This is a genomic window from Methylobacterium isbiliense, assembly GCF_022179325.1.
Classification (GTDB): domain Bacteria; phylum Pseudomonadota; class Alphaproteobacteria; order Rhizobiales; family Beijerinckiaceae; genus Methylobacterium; species Methylobacterium isbiliense.
The window spans coordinates 1-19,040 of the sequence record NZ_BPQQ01000052.1; the positions used below are offsets into that span (position 1 = coordinate 1).

Annotated in this window: 20 protein-coding genes and 1 pseudogene; 14 read left to right on the plus strand and 7 right to left on the minus strand. The window is 74.0% G+C overall.

What is annotated here, in order from left to right; translation table 11 throughout:
* Nucleotides 1-380 (plus strand): hypothetical protein (locus MFF61_RS21260; protein WP_238238086.1); only part of this gene is annotated, 380 nt, incomplete at its 5' end.
* Between the two features lie 8 nt (nucleotides 381-388).
* Here the strand turns inward: MFF61_RS21260 and MFF61_RS21265 are convergent.
* On the minus strand, nucleotides 389-871 hold the full coding sequence (locus MFF61_RS21265; RefSeq protein ID WP_238238098.1) for a RidA family protein: 483 nt from the start codon (nucleotides 869-871) through the stop codon (nucleotides 389-391).
* Between the two features lie 109 nt (nucleotides 872-980).
* Complete coding sequence (locus MFF61_RS21270; protein WP_238238102.1) at nucleotides 981-2,096, minus strand: aldo/keto reductase; 1,116 nt, start codon at nucleotides 2,094-2,096, stop codon at nucleotides 981-983.
* 96 nt (nucleotides 2,097-2,192) lie between these two features.
* Between MFF61_RS21270 and MFF61_RS21275 the strand changes: the two genes are divergently transcribed.
* Nucleotides 2,193-3,083, plus strand: a complete 891-nt coding sequence (locus MFF61_RS21275) for a LysR family transcriptional regulator (protein WP_238238104.1) — start codon at nucleotides 2,193-2,195, stop codon at nucleotides 3,081-3,083.
* A gap of 66 nt (nucleotides 3,084-3,149) precedes the next feature.
* Here the strand turns inward: MFF61_RS21275 and MFF61_RS21280 are convergent, their stop codons facing one another.
* Nucleotides 3,150-4,280, minus strand: coding sequence for an AI-2E family transporter (locus tag MFF61_RS21280; RefSeq protein ID WP_373324776.1), 1,131 nt, complete (start codon nucleotides 4,278-4,280; stop codon nucleotides 3,150-3,152).
* 220 nt (nucleotides 4,281-4,500) lie between these two features.
* Between MFF61_RS21280 and MFF61_RS21285 the strand changes: the two genes are divergently transcribed.
* From MFF61_RS21285 to MFF61_RS21335, 11 genes and pseudogenes are all read left to right on the plus strand, one after another.
* On the plus strand, nucleotides 4,501-4,788 hold the full coding sequence (locus MFF61_RS21285) for an acyl carrier protein (RefSeq protein WP_238238112.1): 288 nt from the start codon (nucleotides 4,501-4,503) through the stop codon (nucleotides 4,786-4,788).
* 19 nt (nucleotides 4,789-4,807) lie between these two features.
* A pseudogene (locus MFF61_RS21290) lies at nucleotides 4,808-5,254 on the plus strand (3-hydroxyacyl-ACP dehydratase FabZ family protein); the annotation flags it as partial.
* A gap of 116 nt (nucleotides 5,255-5,370) precedes the next feature.
* On the plus strand, nucleotides 5,371-6,513 hold the full coding sequence (locus MFF61_RS21295) for a beta-ketoacyl-ACP synthase (RefSeq protein WP_238238113.1): 1,143 nt from the start codon (nucleotides 5,371-5,373) through the stop codon (nucleotides 6,511-6,513).
* Entirely contained in the window at nucleotides 6,510-7,799 is a 1,290-nt protein-coding gene (locus MFF61_RS21300; RefSeq protein ID WP_238238124.1) for a beta-ketoacyl-ACP synthase, read from the plus strand. The genes MFF61_RS21295 and MFF61_RS21300 overlap by 4 nt, the downstream gene beginning before the upstream one ends.
* Nucleotides 7,796-8,548 carry an SDR family oxidoreductase gene (locus tag MFF61_RS21305; RefSeq protein WP_238238126.1) on the plus strand — a complete coding sequence of 251 codons (753 nt, stop codon included), beginning with the start codon at nucleotides 7,796-7,798 and terminating at the stop codon, nucleotides 8,546-8,548. The genes MFF61_RS21300 and MFF61_RS21305 overlap by 4 nt, the downstream gene beginning before the upstream one ends.
* Before the next feature lie 3 nt (nucleotides 8,549-8,551).
* Entirely contained in the window at nucleotides 8,552-8,845 is a 294-nt protein-coding gene (locus MFF61_RS21310) for an SH3 domain-containing protein (RefSeq protein ID WP_238238128.1), read from the plus strand.
* 70 nt (nucleotides 8,846-8,915) lie between these two features.
* Nucleotides 8,916-9,275: a hypothetical protein gene (locus MFF61_RS21315; protein WP_238238139.1), complete on the plus strand. Its 360-nt coding sequence runs from the start codon at nucleotides 8,916-8,918 to the stop codon at nucleotides 9,273-9,275.
* Nucleotides 9,262-9,618: a type II toxin-antitoxin system PemK/MazF family toxin gene (locus tag MFF61_RS21320; RefSeq protein WP_238238141.1), complete on the plus strand. Its 357-nt coding sequence runs from the start codon at nucleotides 9,262-9,264 to the stop codon at nucleotides 9,616-9,618. Before MFF61_RS21315 ends, MFF61_RS21320 begins: the two co-directional genes overlap by 14 nt.
* An 8-nt stretch (nucleotides 9,619-9,626) precedes the next feature.
* Entirely contained in the window at nucleotides 9,627-10,649 is a 1,023-nt protein-coding gene (locus MFF61_RS21325) for a zinc-binding dehydrogenase (RefSeq protein ID WP_238238152.1), read from the plus strand.
* A 97-nt stretch (nucleotides 10,650-10,746) separates the two neighbouring features.
* Nucleotides 10,747-11,751 carry a lipid A biosynthesis lauroyl acyltransferase gene (locus tag MFF61_RS21330; RefSeq protein ID WP_238238154.1) on the plus strand — a complete coding sequence of 335 codons (1,005 nt, stop codon included), beginning with the start codon at nucleotides 10,747-10,749 and terminating at the stop codon, nucleotides 11,749-11,751.
* Nucleotides 11,752-11,759: 8 nt separating this feature from the next.
* Nucleotides 11,760-12,494 carry a DUF1223 domain-containing protein gene (locus tag MFF61_RS21335; protein WP_238238157.1) on the plus strand — a complete coding sequence of 245 codons (735 nt, stop codon included), beginning with the start codon at nucleotides 11,760-11,762 and terminating at the stop codon, nucleotides 12,492-12,494.
* 10 nt (nucleotides 12,495-12,504) lie between these two features.
* Here the strand turns inward: MFF61_RS21335 and MFF61_RS21340 are convergent, their stop codons facing one another.
* The 4 genes from MFF61_RS21340 to MFF61_RS21355 form a co-directional block, all read right to left on the minus strand.
* On the minus strand, nucleotides 12,505-13,761 hold the full coding sequence (locus MFF61_RS21340; RefSeq protein ID WP_238238160.1) for an aminopeptidase: 1,257 nt from the start codon (nucleotides 13,759-13,761) through the stop codon (nucleotides 12,505-12,507).
* Between the two features lie 54 nt (nucleotides 13,762-13,815).
* Nucleotides 13,816-14,127, minus strand: coding sequence for a DUF2218 domain-containing protein (locus MFF61_RS21345; RefSeq protein WP_238238163.1), 312 nt, complete (start codon nucleotides 14,125-14,127; stop codon nucleotides 13,816-13,818).
* Entirely contained in the window at nucleotides 14,124-16,508 is a 2,385-nt protein-coding gene (locus MFF61_RS21350) for a xanthine dehydrogenase family protein molybdopterin-binding subunit (protein ID WP_238238166.1), read from the minus strand. Before MFF61_RS21350 ends, MFF61_RS21345 begins: the two co-directional genes overlap by 4 nt.
* Nucleotides 16,509-16,727: 219 nt before the next feature.
* A complete protein-coding gene (locus MFF61_RS21355; RefSeq protein ID WP_238238267.1) occupies nucleotides 16,728-18,185 on the minus strand; it encodes an FAD-binding oxidoreductase in 1,458 nt (485 codons plus the stop codon).
* A gap of 154 nt (nucleotides 18,186-18,339) precedes the next feature.
* On the opposite strand from MFF61_RS21355, the gene MFF61_RS21360 reads away from it, so the two are divergent.
* On the plus strand, nucleotides 18,340-19,038 hold the full coding sequence (locus MFF61_RS21360) for a fumarylacetoacetate hydrolase family protein (protein WP_238238168.1): 699 nt from the start codon (nucleotides 18,340-18,342) through the stop codon (nucleotides 19,036-19,038).
* Nucleotides 19,039-19,040 lie beyond the last annotated feature (2 nt).

The following is a 19,040-nucleotide window of genomic DNA, read 5'->3' on the forward strand; positions in this document are numbered from 1 at the left end:
CCCCGGCCGGGGAGAGGCCCTTCCTCGTGGCGGCGCTGCTTCGGGCCGCCGCACGCGCCGGCTCAGGTGAGGACGCCATGACCCTGGACGACAAGATCAACGGCCTCACCGTCCTGTCGGCGAATCACGGCGAGATGATCGGGCGGCTCTCCGAGGCGCAGGCCGACGTGGCGGCCAAGCAGGTCGGGCTGCAGATGGCGATCGGCTTCCTCGCCCGGATCCTGCGCGGGATCGATTCCGACCACTACCGGCACGAGTTGCAGGGCTATCTGGCGATGCTGGAGGACGCGCTCACCCGCGACGACCCCGATTCCGAGATCGCCCGGCGCGTGCTCGCCACCGTCCGGGCGACGCTGGAGCCGGCCGACGAGGACGCGTGAGGCGCGCCTCAGCGCACCTCGAAGATCCCGTCCACCTCGACGCTGGCATTGGCCGGCAGGCTCGCGACTCCGACCGAGGTGCGGGCGTGGCGGCCGGCCTCGCCGAACAGGGCCGCCATCAGGTCGGAGGCGCCGTTGATCACCTTCGGCACGTCCGGCCAGCCCGGCACCACCTGCACGAAGCCGCCGAGGCGGTGGCAGCGCACCACCCGGTCGAGGTCGCCGTCGAGGGCGAGGCTGAGCGCGGCCAGAAGGTTGAGGGCGCAGAGTTCCGCCGCCCGCTGCCCGGCCGCGAGATCCTGCGCCGCCCCGAGCGGGCCGGCACAGCGCACCTCGCCGTCCCATTCGCAGATCTGGCCGGCGAGCCAGACCGTGGCGCCGCTGCGCGAGAAGGGCAGGAAGGCGCCGCGCGGCGAGGGCACCGGCGGCAGGGTCAGGCCGAGGGCGGCGAGGCGGGACGCGACGCCCGGCGGGAGGTCGGAGGAGGGCACAGCGGGGTCTCCAGGATGGGATGAGGCGCTCAGCGCCGCGGCCGGGGGGCCGTCATGGGCGCCGCAGCCCGAATGTGCCACAGGCGGGGCGCTCCGGCCGACCTGCTGGTCAGTGCGGCGGCGTCTGAACCTGGGCGCCGCCGAACACGACCTGCTGGCGCAGCGGCGGTCGCGTCAGGGCGTAGATCAGGCGCGGCTCGGCCGGAGCGCTGGCCGCGTCGAGGGCGGCGCGATGCTCGGCCGAGAGCCGGAGATCGAGGGCGGCCACGTTGTCGGCGACCTGCGCCGGGCGGCTGACGCCCATCAGGGTCGAGGCCACGCCCGGCCGGCCCACCACCCAGGCCAGGGCGACGCGCGCCGGCGGCTGCCCGATCGCCTCCGCCACCCGGCGCACCGCCGCGACGATGTCCCAGTTGCGCGGGGTGAACAGGCTGTCGCCGAACGGGTTGGCGCCGTCGAGCCGCCGGTCGTCGGACGACCGCGCCTCGCGCCCCCGCGCCGCATCGTTCGGCAGGCCGGCCTGCCGCGGCGGCGCGGCTTCCACGGCGGCGCGGTCGTATTTCCCCGTGAGCAGCCCGTAGGCCAGCGGCGACCACGGCACCATCCCCAGCCGGAACTCCGCCGCGAGCGGGACGTGCTCGTCCTCCACCTCCCGGCTCACGAGGGAATAGAAGTACTGGAGGGCGATCGGCCCCGGCAGGCCGTGCGCGGCGGCGAGCGCGGCGAGCGTGGCGACGTACCACGCGGGCGTGTTCGACACGCCCCAGTAGCGGATCTTGCCCGTCCGCACGAGCCCGGCCATCGTCTCCAGCAGTTCTTCGGCCGGCGTGATGCCGTCCCAGACGTGCAGCCAGTAGAGATCGATGGTGTCGGTCCGCAATCGGCGGAGGGACGCGTCGAGCGCGGCATGGACGTGCTTGGCGCCGTTGCCGCCCGCGTGCGGCCCGGTGCCCGTCGCGAAGCCCGACTTGGTCGCGAGGACGATCCGGTCGCGCAGGGACCGCTCCGTGAGGAAACGGCCGATCATCGCCTCGCTCTCCCCGTCGGCGTACAGGTTCGCCGTGTCGACGAAATTGCCGCCCCGCTCGACATAGGCGTCGAACACGGCCCGGCTGCCGGCCTCGTCCAGGCCCCAGCGCGCCGTGCCGAAGGTCATGGTGCCGAGCGCCAGGGGGCTGACGCCGAGGCCGGAGCGGCCGAGCGGGCGATAATGCGACAGATCCATTCTTGCATGTCCTCACGGGGGAGGCTTGGGATAGCGCGACCCTTCGCCGAGGATTAGCCGTGATCGGTGGTAAGCGCTTGTGAGCGAGGCTCAGGAATGCGGCGCGGTACGCTCGACGATCTCGCGGCCTTCGCAGCGGTGGCCCGCGCGCGCAGCTTCACGCGCGCGGCGGCGGAACTCGGCCTGTCGCCCTCCGCCCTCAGCCACGCCATGCGCGGCCTGGAGACGCGGCTCGGCGTCCGGCTTCTCGCGCGGACCACGCGCAGCGTCGCCCTGACGCCCGCGGGCGAGCGGCTGCTGCGCTCGCTCGACCCGGCGCTGGCGGAAGTCGCGCGCGGGCTTGCGGCGCTCGCCGACTGGCGCGGAGAGCCCTCCGGCACGATCCGGCTGACGACCTTCCTGTCGGCGGCGCGCAGCGTCCTGGACGCGGCGCTCCCGCGCTTCCTCGTCGATCACCCGGCCGTCTCGGTCGAGGTGATCATCGACGACCGGCTGGTCGACATCGTCGAGGCGGGCTTCGATGCCGGTATCCGCTTCGGCGAGGCGGTGGAGCGCGACATGCTGGCGGTGCGCGTCGGGCCGGATCTGCGCACGGTCGTGGTCGGGACACCAGGCTATTTCGCGCGCCGCCCCCACCCGAGGACCCCCGCCGACCTGGAGGGGCACAACTGCGTCGCCTATCGCCTCGTCGGCGGAGGCGGCCTTCTGCCGTGGGAATTTGCGCGGGACGGTCGCGAGCTGCGCGTGCGCCCCGGCGGCCAGCTCGTCGTCAACGACGGAGCGCTGGCGGGCGCGGCGGTGCGCGCGGGCGTCGGGCTCGGCTACATGCTGGAGGAGGACGTCGCCGCCGACGTGGCGGCGGGGCGCCTCGTCCAGGTGCTGGACGAGTGGTGCCTGCCCTTCCCGGGCTATCACCTCTACCACCCGGGCCGACAGGCCACGCCCGCGCTGCGGGCGCTGATCGAGGCCCTGCGCTGGAGGGAGTAACCGCCGCAGGGTGAGGACCGCCCTCGACACCGCCCTCGACTTGGCCGAGCCGGATGTCCCGCGGCCCTAACCCGAGCGGGAGAGGGCGCCGCCGTGCCCGTCCACCAGGGCGGGCGCCGGGGCGGGCTCCTCCTGCGTGTAGTCCCGCCACAGCAGCACCAGGGCCGCCATCACGGCCGGCCCCAGGAAGAGACCGAGGAGCCCGAAGCTCTCCACCCCGCCGAGGATGCCGAGCAGCACCCACAGGAAGGGCAGGCCGGCCGCGCCGCCGATCAGGGCCGGGCGCACGAGGTGGTCGGCCAGGAAGGTGACGAGGAGGCCGGCGGCCACCACCGCGCCGGCGGCCACGAGGCTGCCCTTCAGGGCGACCAGCAGGGCCGCGATCCCGAAGGCGACGGGGGCCGCGAAGGGAATCATCGCGGCGAACGCCGTCAGGGCGCCGAGCAGCACCGGGTGCGGCACGCCCGCGACGACGTAGACGAGGCCGAGCAGAACACCCTCGCCGAGGCCGACCAGCACCAGCCCGTCCACGGTGCCGTGCACGGAGGCGGCCATCTGGCGCGCCACGCGCTCGCCGCGCGGGCCAAAAAGCCGGCGGCAGGCCGTCAGGCCCTGCGCGGCCAGGGCCGGCCCGTCCCGGAACAGGAAGAACAGGGTCAGCAGGGTGAAGCCGAACAGCATCGCCCGGTGCGCCACCTGCGTGCCGACGCTGCGCCCGACGCCGACGAGCGCGCCGTTGTCGAGGTGGTGCAGCCACTCGGAGGCGCCCGCCGGGTGGGCGAGGGTGTCCCGCCACCACGCCGCCACGGCCTCGGCGCCGAACGGGAGCCGGTTCACGATCTCGGGCACCGGCCAGCCCGACTGCTCGATCTCGCGCCAGAACTGCAGCACCTCGCGCGCCTCGCGGGCGGCCTGCACGGCGACGAGGGCGAGCGGCACCAGCACCACCAGCGCCACGCCGAGCGTGAACAGGGCCGGCCCCACGACGTTGTGGCGCCCGGGCGGGACGCGCCGGACGAAGCGGGCGTAGAGCGGCCAGAGCGCGAGCGCCAGGATGGCGCCCCAGGCGAGCGCCGGCAGGAAGCCGTGCAGGGTCCAGAGCCCGAGGGCGACGAGCCCCAGCACCAGCGCCACCCGGGCCGCGGCGTGCGAGCGGTCGGGGGGACCCGCCGGGCGGGTGTCGCGCGTCATGTCCATGGAGTCCGGTCCCGGGTGATGCGGTTGCCCGCGGATGCCCCCTCGTGTATGCGGACCGCTCGACCGGGGGAATGCCGCGCGAGCGGGTCTCCCGATTCGGCGAATGGAAACCTGACAGCTCGAAGCCGCCTTGCGGGCGGCCCGCGACCGGGGGCTCGGGCGGAGGTCCGTAAGGTCGCGTGGGCGAGCCTGACCACATCACGAAAGCGGCTGCACGCCCATGTCCGACACCTTCGACCGCGTTGCCGACATCATCGCCGAGACGGCCGACATCCCGCGCGACACGATCACGCCGGAGAGCCACGCGATCGACGATCTCGGCATCGACAGCCTCGCCTTCCTCGACATCGCCTTCGCGATCGACAAGGCGTTCGGCATCAAGCTGCCGCTCGAGCAATGGACCCAGGAGGTCAACGAGGGCAAGGTGCCGGCCGAGGAGTACTTCGTCCTGAAGAACCTCTGCGCCCGCATCGACGCCCTGGTGGCCGAGAAGGCCGCTAAGGTCTAGGCGGCGGCCACACTCCGCCATGCGCCTCGAATATTTCGAGATGATCGACCGGGTGGTGGGCCTCGACCGCGCGGCCGGCACCCTGCGCGCGCGCGCCGTGGTGCCGCGCGAGAGCCCGGTCTTCGAGGGACACTTCCCCGGCCATCCGCTGGTGCCCGGCGTGCTCCTCACCGAGACGATGGCGCAGGCCTCCGGCTACCTGCTGCTCGCCCGCTGCGGCTTCAGCCACATGCCGTTCCTGATGGGCGTCGACAAGGCGCGCTTCCGCTCCTTCGTGGGGCCGGGCGCGGAACTCGACGTCGAGGCGAGCCTGGAGCACGACGGCTCGGGCTACGCCGTCACCAAGGCGGCCATCCGGGCCGAGGGCAAGCCGCTCTGCAACGCGGAGCTGCGCTTCAAGACCATGCCGTTCCCGGCCGGCCTCGACGGGCCGATGCGCGAGCGCGCGGCCACGATCGGCCTGCTGACCGAGGAGGGCCTGCCGCAGGCGGGCTTGGAGGCGGGCTTGGCGCAGCCGGGATTGGCGCAGCCGGGATTGGCGGAGACGGGCTTGGCGGAGACGGGCTTGGCGGAGACGGGACGGTGAGCGCGCGCGCGGTGGTCATCACGGGCCTCGGGCTCGTCTCGGCCGCGGGCGAGGGCGTGGCGGCGCACCTCGCCGCCCTGGAGGCGGGCGGGCCGCCCCGCACCGACGCCGAGACCTTCGCGCCCTGGCCGGTGCACCCGGTGGCGCCCCTCGTCCTCGATGGGCAGATCCCCAAGAAGGCCGACCAGCGCCAGATGGAGCCGTGGCAGCGCCTCGGCGTCTACGCGGCGGGCCTCGCCCTCGACGCGGCGGGCCTCAAGGGCGATGCGGCCCTGAAGGGCGCCATGCACCTCATCGTGGCGGCGGGCGGGGGCGAGCGCGACTACGCGGTGGACGGGCAGATCCTCTCCGGCCTGCGGCAGGCGGCGGATCCGGGCGCCTTCCTCAACGAGCGGCTGCTGAACGACCTGCGCCCGACGCTGTTCCTGGCCCAGCTCTCCAACCTGCTCGCGGGCAACATCGCCATCGTGCACGGGGTGACGGGGGCCTCGCGCACCTTCATGGGCGAGGAATCGAGCGGGGTCGACGCCTTGCGCATCGCCCAGGCGCGCATCGCCGCGGGCCAGGTCGACAGCGTGCTCGTCGGCGGCTCCTACAATGCCGAGCGGGCGGACGTGCTCCTCGTCCACGAGATGGGCGGCTATCTGCGCAAGCCCGGTTACGCCCCGGTCTTCGCGCGCGCGGACGCGCCCGGCTTCATCCTCGGCTCGGGCGCCGCCTTCCTGGTGCTGGAGGCGGCCGAGCAGGCCCGCGCCCGGGGCGCGGCCGCCATCGCCCGCCTCGCGGGCGTGGCGAGCGATCGCACGGCGCGCGCCCCCGGCCGCACGCGCGAGAGCCTCGCGGCGCTCTGGCGCCAAGCCGGGCTCGCCGCCCCGGACGCCGTGATCTCCGGGGCCACGGGCTGCGCCGGCATCACGGCCGAGGAGGCGCAGGCGCTCGACAGCCTCGCGCCCGGGGCGCGGCGGAGTGCGCTCGGCGACCTCACCGGCCACACGCTGGAGGCGACAGCGCCCTTCGGCGCCGCGCTCGCGGCCGCCCTGGTGGCCGCCGGCGCCGCCCGCGAGGTCGCCGTGACGGCGGTCGGGCACCGCCGCGGCGAGGGCGTGCTGCGCATCCTGCCCGCCACGGAGGCCGCATGACGTCCCCCATCCGCGACGCCAAGGGGCGGCCCCTCGTCGCCGTCACCGGCCTCGGCGTCGTCACCTCGCTGGGGCAGGGCGCGGCCGACAACTGGGCGGCGCTCACCGCGGGCCGCTCCGGCATCCACGCGATCACGCGCTTCCCGACCACGGGCCTGCGCACCCGCATCGCCGGCACGGTCGATTTCCTCAAGGCCGAGCCGATGGTGGCGCCGGTCCTGTCGGAGCGCTTCGCCGCCGCGGCCGCCGAGGAGGCGGTGGGGCAGGCGGGGCTCGGGTCCGGCTTCCCGGGCGCGCTGTTCATCGCGGTGCCGCCGGTGGAGATGGAGTGGCCCCAGCGCCAGGCCCTGGCGGAGGCGGCGCTGGCGGAGGCGGCCGGGACGGCCGGCGAGGTGACCTACGCGGATCTCCTGCGCGCCGCCGCGACCCGGCGCTTCGACGACTGGCACGACCTCTTCATCTTCGGGACGGTGGCCGACCGCATCGCCGACCGCTTCGGCACCCGCGGCTCGCCGATCTCGCTCTCCACCGCCTGCTCGTCGGGGGCGACCGCGATCCAGCTCGGCGTCGAGGCGATCCGCCGCGGCGAGATGAGCGCCGCGCTCTGCATCGGCACCGACGGGTCGGTGAACCCGGAATCGCTGATCCGCTTCTCGCTCCTCTCCGCCCTCTCGACCCAGAACGACCCGCCGGAGGCCGCGGCCAAGCCCTTCGCCAAGAACCGCGACGGCTTCGTGATGGGCGAGGGCGCGGCCGCCCTGGTGCTGGAGGATGCCGCGGCCGCCCGGGCCCGCGGGGCGAGGATCCTCGGCTACGTGCTCGGCTGCGGCGAGAAGGGGGACGGCTTCCACCGCACCCGCTCCAGCCCCGACGGCGCCCCGATCATCGCGGCGATCCAGGGCGCGCTCGACGATGCCGGGCTCACCCCCGACCGGATCGACACCGTGAACGCCCACGGCACCGGAACGCCCGAGAACGACAAGATGGAGGCGCTGGGCTGCCTCGCGGTGCTGGGCGAGCGCATGCGCGCGGTGCCGATCTCCTCCAACAAGTCGATGATCGGCCACACGCTGACGGCGGCCGGCGCCGTCGAGGCGGCGTTCTCGCTCCTCACGCTCGCGCATGGCCGCGTGCCGCCGACCCTCAACTACGCGGTGCCGGACCCGGCGATCCCCCTCGACGTGGTGACGGAGGCCCGCGACCTGCCGGTGCGCACGGTCCTGTCGAACTCCTTCGGCTTCGGCGGGCAGAACACCTGCCTGGTCTTCGCGGCGGAGCCGGCGTGAGCGCCCCCGTCCTCGTCACGGGCGGCGCCCGGGGCCTCGGGGCCGCCATCGTGCGGGCGCTGGCGCAGGCGGGCCACGACGTCGACTTCACGGTCCGCGCCTCCGGCGAGGAGGCGGAGGCGCTGGTGGCGGAGTGTGCCGAGGCGCATCCGGCGCGGCGCGTGCGCGCGCTGCCCCTCGACCTCGCCGACCGCACGGCCCTCGATGCCTTCTGCGAGGCCGCCGCCGAGGCGGGCTATTACGGCCTCGTCCACAATGCCGGCCAGTCCTACGACACGCTGGCGGCCATCCTCGACCAGGACCGGGCCGAGGCGGCCATGCAGGTGAACTTCTGGTCGCTGACGCGCCTCGCCAAGGCGCTGGTGCGGCCGATGACCCGGGCGAAGGCCGGGCGCATCGTGGCGATCGGCTCGGTGGCGGCCCTGCGGGCCAATCCCGGCAACGCGGCCTACGCGGCCAGCAAGGGCGCGCTGATCAGCTATTGCCGCACGCTGGCGATCGAATCGGCGCGGCGGGGCGTCACCGTCAACGTGGTGGCGCCGGGCTTCATCGACACCGCCATGATGGCCCCCTACGCGGCCCATCGCGCCGCGATGGAGAAGCAGATCCCGGCCGGGCGCTTCGCCGCACCCGGCGACGTGGCGGCGCTGGTGGCCTTCCTGATGGGGCCGGGGGCCGCCTACATCACGGGCGCGGTGCTGCCGGTGGACGGCGGCCTCACCGCGATGATGGGCGTCCACCGCGGCTGATCCATGACGAGACTCCCCGTGACGGCCGCGCGCTGTGCGCTCCCCCTGCTGGTCCTGGCGGCGGGGCCGGCGCTCGGCCAATCCGCGTTCCGGGTCGACGACGTGCCGCCGGGCGATTCGCTCAGCATCCGCGAATTGCCGGATGCCGAGTCGCCCCAGGTCGGCCGCGTGCCCTGGGACGCGCGCCTGCGCGGCTTCGGCTGCACCAACGAGACCCCGAGCGGGCGGACATGGTGCCGGGTCAAGTACGGCCGGCTGGTGGGCTGGGCGCGCCGCCGGTATCTTGCGCCGGAGTGAGTCTCCTGAACGGATGCGGGCCGGCTCGGCGGCGCCCCCGACACGGCACGAGAGCGACACGGGACGAGAGATGGGCCGGATGATCCTCCGTGACGAAGCGTTGCTGGCGGGACGATCGCTCGACGACCCCGCTCTCGTCGCGCGTATCCTCGCCCTTCCGGACGACGCGGCGATCCGGCTGAGGGTCGCCGGAGAGGCCATCCGGTTCCGCAAGCGTCCCGATCAGGCGGGAGGCGCGCCGCTCGACCTCGAGGTCGATCCCTCCGACGCGCCGGCCTGGGCCGCCCTGCGCCGGAGGCGGCGCGGCGAGGAGGTGCCGGTCGAGGCGGAGCCCGGACGGGGGCAGGTCGATCCGTACCTGCTGTCCCTGTCGATGACCCTGGACGAATGGAACAGCCCGGAAGACGCGCAGGCCTATGACGGGCTTTGAGCGTTGGGACGTGCTCAAGGCGCTGTTCCCGTTCGTCGACCTCCCGCTGCGCAAGCCGCGCCCCGTCCTGGTTCTGTCCGATCGCGCCTTCAACGACGGGCACGTGATCGCCGCCATGATCACGACCGGGGCCGGGAGCCGGTGGCCGAGCGACCATGCGATTCTGGATCTCGCGCGCGCGGGCCTGCGCACGCCCTCGGTGGTCCGCTGGAAGCTGTTCACGCTGCCCGCCTCCGTCGTCGGCGGGAGGCTCGGCACGATGGCGGCGACCGACCGGGACGCCCTCGCATCCCGCCTCGGCCACATTCTGATGCCAGCGGGCGATCCCGCACCACGAGCCTGAGCGAGTCCATGCAAGCCCTCCAGATCTTCGGCGACCGCGACCTGCGCCTGACCGAGGTCGCGCCGCCGCCTCCGCCCGGCCCCGGGGAGGTGCAGGTGCGGGTGCGGGCGGTCGGCCTCAACTTCATCGACGTCTGGGGCTTCCGCGGCATGGCCTTCGCCAAGCGCAAGCTGCCCCTCACGGTCGGCGCCGAGGCGGCGGGCGAGGTCGCGGCGCTCGGCGAGGGCGTCGAGGGCCTGGCGGTCGGCGATCCCGTCGCGCTCTACGGGGCGATGACCTGCGGGCGCTGCCGCGCCTGCCGCGAGGGCCGCGACAACCTCTGCGAGGAAGTGGGCGGGGTGATGGGCTTCCACATCGACGGCTTCGCGCGCGAGCGGGTGACCATGCCGGCCCGCCTCGTGGTGCGGGTGCCGGCGGGCGTCGCCCCCGAGCAGGCGGCCTGCGCGCCGGTCGCCTTCGGCACCGTGCAGCACATGCTGTTCGACAACGCGCGGCTCGAACCCGGCGAGACCGTGCTGGTCCATGCGGGCGGCTCGGGCATCGGCACCACGGCGATCAAGATGGCGAAGGCGATCGGGTGCACGGTCTTCACGACCGTGGGCGACGACGCCAAGGGCGAGAAGGCCCGTCGGCTCGGGGCCGACCACGTCATCAACTACCGCACCGAGCGCTTCGAGGGCGAGGTGCGGCGCCTCACCAAGCGCCGCGGCGTCGACGTGGTGTTCGAGCATGTCGGGCCTGAGACCTGGAACGGCTCGCTCCTCTGCCTCAAGCGCGGCGGGCGGCTCGTCACCTGCGGCTCGACCTCGGGCGTGTCGGCCACCATGAACCTGATGCAGCTCTTCCAGCAGCAGTACCGCATCACCGGCTCCTTCGGCTGCCGGATCGAGAACATCCGCCAGAGCCTCGACAAGATGGCGGCCGGGATGTCGCCGGTGATCGACACCGTGCTGCCGCTCCACGCCTTCGCGGAGGGGCTGGCGCGGCTCGAATCGCGGCAGGTGTTCGGCAAGATCATCGCCACCCTGTGAGGACGGGCTTCCGCCGCGCCGCTCGCAACACTATGACGGGCCTCCGGCCTGCCGGGCGAATAGCCTTCCGGCCCCGTCCCACACCCGCGAGACCGCCGTGCTGCGCCTGAAGCTGAGGCTGTACCGTTTCCTCTCCGGCCTCGCCGAACTCCCGATGGTGCTGCTCGTGCGCATGCTGTTTGGCATCGCGAGCCTGCTCGGGCCGCGCCGCGCGGGCGGGTTCGGGGCGTGGCTCGGGCGCACGCTCGGGCCGCGCCTGCCCGCGCACCGCACCGCCCTCGACAACCTGCGGCACGCTTTCCCGGACCGCTCGCCCGAGGCGATCGCCGCCCTCGCGCGCGGCGCCTGGGAAAATCTCGGCCGCACCGGCGCCGAATACGCCCATCTCGGCGAGATCTTCGACTACGACCCCGCCGCGACCGTGCCGGGGCGGATCGAGGTCTCGGGCATCGAGCACTTCTTCGGGCTGCGCGACGACGGCAAGCCTGGCCTGATCTTCTCGGCGCACCTCGCCAACTGGGAGCTGCCGGCGATCTGCGCCGCCCGCTTCGGCCTCCAGGCGAGCGCCGTCTTCCGCCCGCCGAACAACCCGGCCGCCAAGCGGCTGGTGCAGGAGGTGCGCCGCGCCACGATGGGCGGCCTCACCGCGGCCGGGCCGGGGGCCGCCTTCGCCATGCAGGGCGTGATCGAGCGCGGCGGGCATCTCGGGATGCTCGTCGACCAGCACTTCACCCGCGGGGTGGTGGTCGAGTTCTTCGGCCGGCCGGTGCTGGTGAATCCGCTGCTGGCCAAGCTCGCCCGGCACTACGAGTGCCCGGTGCACGGGGTGCGGGTGATCCGGCTGCCCGGCGACCGCTTCCGGCTCGAACTCACGCCCGCCCTCGACCTGCCGCGGGACGCCTCCGGGGCCGTCGACGTCCAGGGCGCCATGCAGGCGATGACCCGGGTGATCGAGGCCTGGGTGCGCGAGCATCCCGCCCAGTGGATGTGGATGCACCGGCGCTGGCGCCCGGCGATGCTGCCGAAGACGGCTTCGCCCGCCGGGCCGCACCCCGGGGCTCAAGCTAACGTGACTTCCGTCAGCCCGGCCGGCGGGTGTTGATGCGCGCCATGACGTGCGCTGTGTCCCGCCGGCTCCTCGCGGCCCTCCTCCTGCCGGGCCTCGCCTGCACGGCCCGCGCGGGCGAGGCGCCCCGGGCGGTGGTGGAGCTCTTCACCAGCCAGGGCTGCTCGGCCTGCCCGCCCGCCGACCGCATCATCGGCGACCTCGCGCGCGATCCGGGCGTGATCGCCCTGAGCCTGCCGGTGACCTACTGGGACTATCTCGGCTGGAAGGACACGCTCGCCCACGCGGCCTTCACGGAGCGCCAGCGCGCCTATGCGGGCCAGCGCGGGGACCGGCAGGTCTACACCCCGCAGGCGGTGGTCAACGGGGCCGCCGCGGTGGTGGGCTCCGACCGGGCCGCCCTGGAGCACTCGATCCGCGACCCCGGCACCGCCGAGAGCCTGCCGGTGCCGATCCGCAGCGACGTGGTGGCCGACCGCATCCGGATCGAGGTCGGGGCGCTGTCCGATCACGGCCGCAAGGCCGAACTCTGGCTGCTGCCGGTGGTGCGCGCCCGCGAGGTGGTGATCGGCCGCGGCGAGAACCGGGGCAAGACCGTGACCTATCGCAACGTGGTGCGCGGCATGCACCATGTCGGCTCGTGGGACGGATCCGCCGCCCGGTTCGAGGTGCCCCGCAGCGTGCTGGCCGCGGATGCGGATTCCTACGTGCTGGTGCTCCAGGCCGAGCACGGCGGCCCCGGACGCATCCTGGGGGCCGCCAAGGGACCCGGGTTGTAGGCCCGCCGCCTCAGTCGACCCACTCGCCCCGGCGCATCACCGGCACGGCCTCGCCCTCCGCCGTCAGGCCGTCCACGTCGATCGCGGCCGAGCCGATCATCCAGTCGATGTGGATCAGGCTGCGGTTGGCGCCCCGCGCCGCGAGGTCGTCCTCGCTGAAGTCGCGACCGCCATCGCGAAAGCACTTGCTGTAGGCTTGGCCGAGCGCGATGTGGCTGGCGGCGTTCTCGTCGTAGAGGGTGTTGTAGAACAGGAGCCCCGAGGCGGAGATGGGCGAGGAGGCGGGCACCAGCGCGACCTCGCCGAGGCGGCGCGCGCCTTCGTCGGTGTCGAGCACCTTGGCGAGCACGTCCTCGCCGGTGCGGGCGCTCGCCGCGACGATGCGGCCGGCCTCGAAGCGCACCGCGATGTCGGTGATGAGCGTGCCCTGGTAGGAGAGGGGCTTGGTCGCCGCCACCACGCCGTCCACCCGCAGGCGGTGGGGTGTGGTGAAGACCTCCTCGGTCGGGATGTTGGCGTTGCAGACGATGCCGTTGCGGGCCGGCGCCGCGCCGCCGCACCATTCGTGGTCGTCGGCGAGCCCCACCGTCAGGTCGGTGCCGGGGCCGCGGAAGCGCAGGGCCGCGAAGCGCCGGGCGTTGAGCATGGCCGTGCGGTGGCGCAAGCCCGCATTGTGGGCCGCCCAGGCGGCGACCGGATCCTCGCCGTCGACCCGGGAGGCGGCGAAGATCGCGTCCCAGAGGCGGGCCACCGCCTCCTCCTCGGGCAGGTCCGGGAAGACGGTGCGCGCCCAGGCCGGGGTCGCGGCCGAGACGATGGTCCAGTTGATGGCGAAGTTCGCGATCAGGTCGAGGGCCGGCATGTAGGCCTTCGAGCGGGCGCGGTTGGCGCGCGCCACCTTCTGGGCGTCCTGGCCGGCGAGCAGCGAGGGATCGTCGCCCACGATGGCGAGCCGCGCCGCGCCGTTGCGGAAGGCGCTCGCCATGCCCTCGTAGAGCCAGCCCGCGGCGTGGTCGAAGGCCGCGTCGGGGGCGTGCGCGAAGCGGGCGAGCGTCGCCTGATCGTCGGAGAACAGGGTGGTGACCAGGGAGGCCCCGGCCGCGTAGGCCTTGGCGGTGATGCGGCGCGCGAGCCCGAGCGCTTCGAGCGGCGCGGTCATCACCAGTTCCTGGCCGGGCTGCAGCCCGAGCCCGACCCGCACCGCCACCTCGGCGAGCCGGTCGAGGCGGGCGTCCTGGGTGGCGCTCAAGGGGGCGTGGGCGTTCATCGGCATGTCTCCTCTGGAACGGCGTAGCACGCTTCGCCCATGCGCTTCAGCCCGTCACGCCAGCCGCGTCCAGGCGAGCCCGCCGAGATTCTCCCGGACAGCGAAGCGGGCGAGGTGCTCGGCCACCACGCCTTCGAGCCGCGTCAGCGCCGCGAGGTCGGGGGCCGTGACCGTGAGGGTGAGGCCCTCGGCATCCGCCTCGAAGGTGGCGGAGCGTCCCTCGCCGAACGGCACCGCGCCGCGCTCGGGGCCGAACTGCGTCTCCGGGAACTTGTGGCTCCAGTGCTTGCAGAGCTGCGTGAGGTAGCGGCTCGCCTGCGGGGTGTCGACGCGGGCGCGGGCCGCGAGGGTGACGGGCCCGCTCATCGCCCGTCCGCCTCCTTGGAGGCCGCCTCCTCGGAGGCCGCCTCCCGCAGGGCCGCCCAGATCGCCCGGGGCGTCGCCGGCATGTTGATGTGGGTGACGCCGCGCGACCGCAGGGCGTCGACGAGCGCGTTCATCACCGAGGGCAGCGAGCCCGCGCAGCCGGCCTCGCCGCAGCCCTTCACGCCGAGCGGGTTGGTGGTGGCCGGCACGGGGTGGCTCTCGAAGCCCATGGGCGGCGCGTCCGTGGCCCGCGGCAGGCAGTAATCCATGAAGGAGCCGGTCACGAGCTGGCCCTGGTCGTCGTAGGCCGTGCGCTCCATCAGGGCCTGCCCGATTCCCTGGACCACGCCGCCGTGGAGCTGCCCCTCGACGAGGAGCGGGTTCACGATCGTGCCGAAATCATTGACCGTGGTGTAGCGCACCACGGCGGCGACCCCGGTCTCGGGATCGACCTCGACCTCGGCGACGTGGCAGCCGTTCGGGAAGGCCGAGGGCGACTCCTTGTGGATGTGGGCGACGTCGAGGCTCGTCGGCGCCTGCGGGTCGGGCAGCCCCTCGCGCACCCGCGCGGCCAGCTCCAGGAGCCCGATGCCCCGGTCGGTGCCGGCGATGACGAAGCGCCCGTCCTGGAACGCGATGTCGGCGGGCCCGGCCTCCAGCACGCAGGCGGCGGCGAGCCGCCCCTTCTCGATCACGAGGTCGCCCGCCTCGACGATGGCGGCACCGCTCGCCATCAGCGACTTCGAGCCGCCGGTGCCGCCGCCCGCGATGAGCTGGTCGCTGTCGCCCTGGAGCAGGCGGATGCGGTCGTGCGGGATGCCGAGCCGCTCGTGCAGCACCTGCGCGAAGGGCGTGGCGTGGCCCTGGCCGTAATCGAGGGTGCCGGTGACGATCGTGACCGTGCCGTCGGCCTCGAAGCGGATGCCGCCCATCTCGTTCTGCGGCGGGGCGGTGATCTCCAGATAGTTGCCGATGCCGATGCCGCGCAGCAGGCCGCGGGCCTCGCTCTCGGCCCGGCGCGCCGGGAAGCCATCCCAGTCGGCGGCAGCGAGCGCGCGGTCCAGCACGGCCGGGAAGTCGCCGCTGTCGTAGGTCAGTCCCGAGGGGGCGGCGTAGGGCATGTCCTGCGGGCGGATGTGGTTGAGGCGGCGCAGGGCCACGCGGTCGCGGCCGGTCTCGGCGGCGGCGGTGTCGATCAGGCGCTCGATGAAGTAGTTGCCCTCGGGCCGGCCCGCCCCCCGGTAGGCGCCGATCGGCGTGGTGTTGGTGAACAGGCAGGCCATCGCCACGTCGTAGGCCGGGGTGCGGTAGACCCCCACCATGTTGCGGGCGATGTTCTGGGTCTGGAACAGCGGCGCCAGCGGGTTGAGGTAGGCGCCCATATTGGCGAGGCCCCGCACCCGGAAGGCGAGGAAGCGCCCCTCGGCATCGAGCGCGAGGTCCGCCGTCACCGCGACGTCGCGCCCGTGGTGGTCGGACAGGAAGCTCTCTGAGCGCAGATCGGTCCACTTCACGGGCCGCCCGAGCACCTTGGCGGCGTGCAGGAGCGGCAGGTATTCGGGATAGACCGGCGCCTTCATGCCGAAGGAGCCGCCGACATTACCGGTGAGCACCCGCACGGTGTCGCGGGGCACCTTGAGCACCCCGTCCGCCAGCCCGTTGCGCAGGCCGAAGACGCCCTGCGAGCCGACATGCAGCGTGTAGCGCTGGCCTTCCGGCTCGTAGACGCCGATGGCGGAGCGCGGCTCCATCGGGTTGATGACGAGGCGGTTGTTGTCGAGGGCCAGCGTCGTGACGTGCGCGGCCCGCGCGAAGGCGGCCTCGGTGGCGGCGGCATCGCCGGTGCGGTAGTCGAGGGCGAGGTTGCCCGGCACGTCGTCGTGGAGGAGCGGCGCCCCGGGGGCGGCCGCCTCCTCGGGGGTCGTGACCACGGGCAGATCCGCGATGTCGAGGATGACGGCTTCCGCTGCGTCGCGGGCGAGCGCGGCCGTCTCGGCCACCACCACCGCGACGGGTTCGCCGACGTAGCGCACCTTGGCCGTGGCGAAGGAGGGCTGGGGCGGCTTGCGCATCGGCGAGCCGTCCTGGTTGGTGAAGCCCAGCGCGTTGCCGATGCCGCCGTAGCCGTCGAGATCCTGCGCCGAGAAGATCCCGAGCACGCCCGGCATGGCGCGGGCCGCGTCCGCGTCGAGGCCGCGCACGATCCCGTGCGCCACCGGGCTGCGCACGAACACCGCGTAGGCTTGGTTGTCGAGGGCGAGGTCGTCGGTGTAGCGGCCTTCGCCCCGCACCAGCACCGGATCCTCGGATCGCGGGACCGGCTGGCCGATGCCGAACTTCAGAGGGGCCGCGAAGTCGCGGGCGTCGGGACGCGCGTTCATGCCGTTCTCCGCGAGGAGGAATGCCCTGAGCTAGCAAGCGGGCGGAATCCTGCAAGATGGTTCGGGGCGGGGCAGCCCGGCCCTGATGTCACGGCTCGGGGCTCTCGCGCGGATCCCGTTGCGCCCGCGCCCCGGATCGGGAACCTCCGCGGCGGCCCTCGGAACGCGGACGGATGCCGGATTGCCGAAGGCCTTCTGACGCGGACCGGGGCCCGGGCGTCACCCGAACGAAGGGCCGACCGCTGCGTCGACCCCTCCCGGAGCCTCGCCCACGGCCACCACCTTGCCGGGGTTGAGGAGGCCCTGCGGGTCGAGCGCCTGCTTGAGGCGGCGCATCAGGTCGAGGGCGACCGGGTCCGCATAGCGCGGGAGTTCGTCGCGCTTGATCAGCCCGACCCCGTGCTCGGCGGCGATCGAGCCGTTCATCGCATGCACGATGTCGTGGACGATGCGGTTGAAGCGCGGCCACAGCGCCAGGAAGGCCGCCGCCTCCATGCCCACCGGCTGGCTCAGGTTGAAGTGGATGTTGCCGTCGCCGAGATGCCCGAAGGCGCAGACCCGCACCCCCGGCAGCTCCGCCTCGCAGGCGGCGGTCGCGCGCTCCAGGAAGGCGGCGGTGCGCGAGACCGGCACCGAGACGTCGTGCTTGATCGAGGCGCCCTCCCGGCGCTGCACATCCGACAGGCTCTCGCGCAGCCGCCACAGGGCACGCCCCTGCGCGGCGCTGCGGGCGACGACGGCGTCCTCGGCGAGCCCGTCCTCCAGCGCGTCGCCGAGCAGGGCCTCCAGGGCCGGGCCGGCCTCCGGCGTCTCGGCCGAGACCTCGACGAGCGCATAGGCGCCGTGGTCGCCGTCGAGCGGCCTCACGGCGCCGGGGGCGTGGCGCAGCACGATGTCGAGCCCGAAGGGCGGAATGTACTCGAAGGCGGTGAGCCGCCCCCCGGCCCGGTCCCGCAGCCGCGTGAACAGGGCGAGCGCGGCCTGCGCGGAGGCGAGCCCCACGAAGGCGGTCGCCGTGGAGGCGGGGCGGGGATGGAGCTTCAGCACTGCCGCCGTGATGATGCCGAGCGTGCCCTCCGAGCCGATGAACAGGTGCTTGAGGTCGTAGCCCGCATTGTCCTTGCGCAGGGCCTTGAGGCCGTTCCAGACCCGCCCGTCGGCCAGCACCACCTCCAGCCCGAGCACGAGGTCGCGGGCGTTGCCGTAGGCGAGCACCGCGGTGCCGCCGGCATTGGTCGAGAGGTTGCCGCCGATGCGGCAGGAGCCCTCGGAGGCGAGCGAGAGCGGAAACAGCAGGCCCGCGGCCTCCGCCGCCTCCTGCACCCGGGCGAGGATGCAGCCCGCCTCCACCGTCAGGGTGGCGTTTGCCGGATCGACCGCCCGCACCCGGTCGAGACGGGCGAGCGACAGCACGAGGCCGCCGAACGGCACGCCGCCGCCGACGAGGCCGGTGTTGCCGCCCTGCGCCACCACCGGCACGCCCGCCTCGGCGCAGGCGCGCACCACGGCGGCGACCTCGGCGGTGTCGGCCGGGCGCACCACCGCCAGCGCCCGGCCCCGGTAGAGGCCGCGGGTCTCGGCGAGGTGGGGCGCCATGTCGTCGGGGGCGCGCAGCACATGGGCGGAACCCAGGCGCGCCGCCAGGGCATCGAGGAGGGCAGGGGCGGGATCGGGCATCGAACCGGGGGCGGGATGAGCCGGCATGGCATCCGGCAGGATGGCATCCCGGGGAAGCGGCCTCTAGATAGCGATTCGCCTCCGCTTTCCCAAGGCGCCTTCCCCGAAGGCCCTCGGTGCAAGGCGCGGGCGGCCCCGCCGAGACCGAGAATCCATGCTCTCCGTGATCCCGAACCCGCCGCGCATCGCCCTGCCGATCCAGGGCACCGCGGACTTGTTCCCCGTGCGGCGCGTCTACTGCGTCGGCCGCAACTACGCCGCCCATGCCCGCGAGATGGGCGCCGACCCGACCCGCGAGCCGCCCTTCTTCTTCATGAAGCCGGCCGACGCCCTGCAGATCGTGCCGGACGGCGAGACCGTGACCCATCCCTATCCGCCCCGGACCGCGAACTACCACCACGAGGTGGAGCTGGTGGTGGCGCTGGGCCGCGGCGGGCGCGACATCCCGGCCGAGAGCGCCCTCGACCACGTCTACGGCTACGCGGTCGGCCTCGATATGACCCGCCGCGACCTGCAGGACGAGGCCAAGAGCCTGCGCCGCCCCTGGGAACTCGGCAAGGCGGCGGACGCCTCCGGGCCGGTGGGCGTGCTGCGGCCGGCCGCGCTGATCGGGCATCCGTCCCGCGGGGCGATCACCCTCACGGTGGACGGCGAGCCGCGCCAGTCGGGCGACCTCTCCGACATGATCTGGTCCGTGGCCGAGCAGATCGCCTACCTGTCGGCCTTCTTCGCCCTGGAGCCCGGCGACGTGATCTTCGCCGGCACGCCCGAGGGCGTCGGCGCGGTGGCCCGCGGGCAGACGATGGTCGCGGCGATCGAGGGCGTGGGCGAGATCCGCCTGGAGGTGGCGTGACG

What these genes read in the sequence shown, in the direction of transcription:
- MFF61_RS21340 (WP_238238160.1), bottom strand. Translation starts at nt 13,761, where the DNA reads ATGAACGCCCACGCCCCCTTGAGCGCCACCCAGGACGCCCGCCTCGAC.
- MFF61_RS21270 (WP_238238102.1), bottom strand. Translation starts at nt 2,096, where the DNA reads ATGGATCTGTCGCATTATCGCCCGCTCGGCCGCTCCGGCCTCGGCGTC.
- MFF61_RS21310 (WP_238238128.1), top strand. Translation starts at nt 8,552, where the DNA reads ATGACGAGACTCCCCGTGACGGCCGCGCGCTGTGCGCTCCCCCTGCTG.
- MFF61_RS21350 (WP_238238166.1), bottom strand. Translation starts at nt 16,508, where the DNA reads ATGAACGCGCGTCCCGACGCCCGCGACTTCGCGGCCCCTCTGAAGTTC.
- MFF61_RS21320 (WP_238238141.1), top strand. Translation starts at nt 9,262, where the DNA reads ATGACGGGCTTTGAGCGTTGGGACGTGCTCAAGGCGCTGTTCCCGTTC.
- MFF61_RS21300 (WP_238238124.1), top strand. Translation starts at nt 6,510, where the DNA reads ATGACGTCCCCCATCCGCGACGCCAAGGGGCGGCCCCTCGTCGCCGTC.
- MFF61_RS21355 (WP_238238267.1), bottom strand. Translation starts at nt 18,185, where the DNA reads ATGCCCGATCCCGCCCCTGCCCTCCTCGATGCCCTGGCGGCGCGCCTG.
- MFF61_RS21285 (WP_238238112.1), top strand. Translation starts at nt 4,501, where the DNA reads ATGTCCGACACCTTCGACCGCGTTGCCGACATCATCGCCGAGACGGCC.
- MFF61_RS21335 (WP_238238157.1), top strand. Translation starts at nt 11,760, where the DNA reads ATGACGTGCGCTGTGTCCCGCCGGCTCCTCGCGGCCCTCCTCCTGCCG.
- MFF61_RS21315 (WP_238238139.1), top strand. Translation starts at nt 8,916, where the DNA reads ATGGGCCGGATGATCCTCCGTGACGAAGCGTTGCTGGCGGGACGATCG.
- MFF61_RS21280 (WP_373324776.1), bottom strand. Translation starts at nt 4,280, where the DNA reads ATGGACATGACGCGCGACACCCGCCCGGCGGGTCCCCCCGACCGCTCG.
- MFF61_RS21325 (WP_238238152.1), top strand. Translation starts at nt 9,627, where the DNA reads ATGCAAGCCCTCCAGATCTTCGGCGACCGCGACCTGCGCCTGACCGAG.
- MFF61_RS21345 (WP_238238163.1), bottom strand. Translation starts at nt 14,127, where the DNA reads ATGAGCGGGCCCGTCACCCTCGCGGCCCGCGCCCGCGTCGACACCCCG.
- MFF61_RS21360 (WP_238238168.1), top strand. Translation starts at nt 18,340, where the DNA reads ATGCTCTCCGTGATCCCGAACCCGCCGCGCATCGCCCTGCCGATCCAG.
- MFF61_RS21275 (WP_238238104.1), top strand. Translation starts at nt 2,193, where the DNA reads ATGCGGCGCGGTACGCTCGACGATCTCGCGGCCTTCGCAGCGGTGGCC.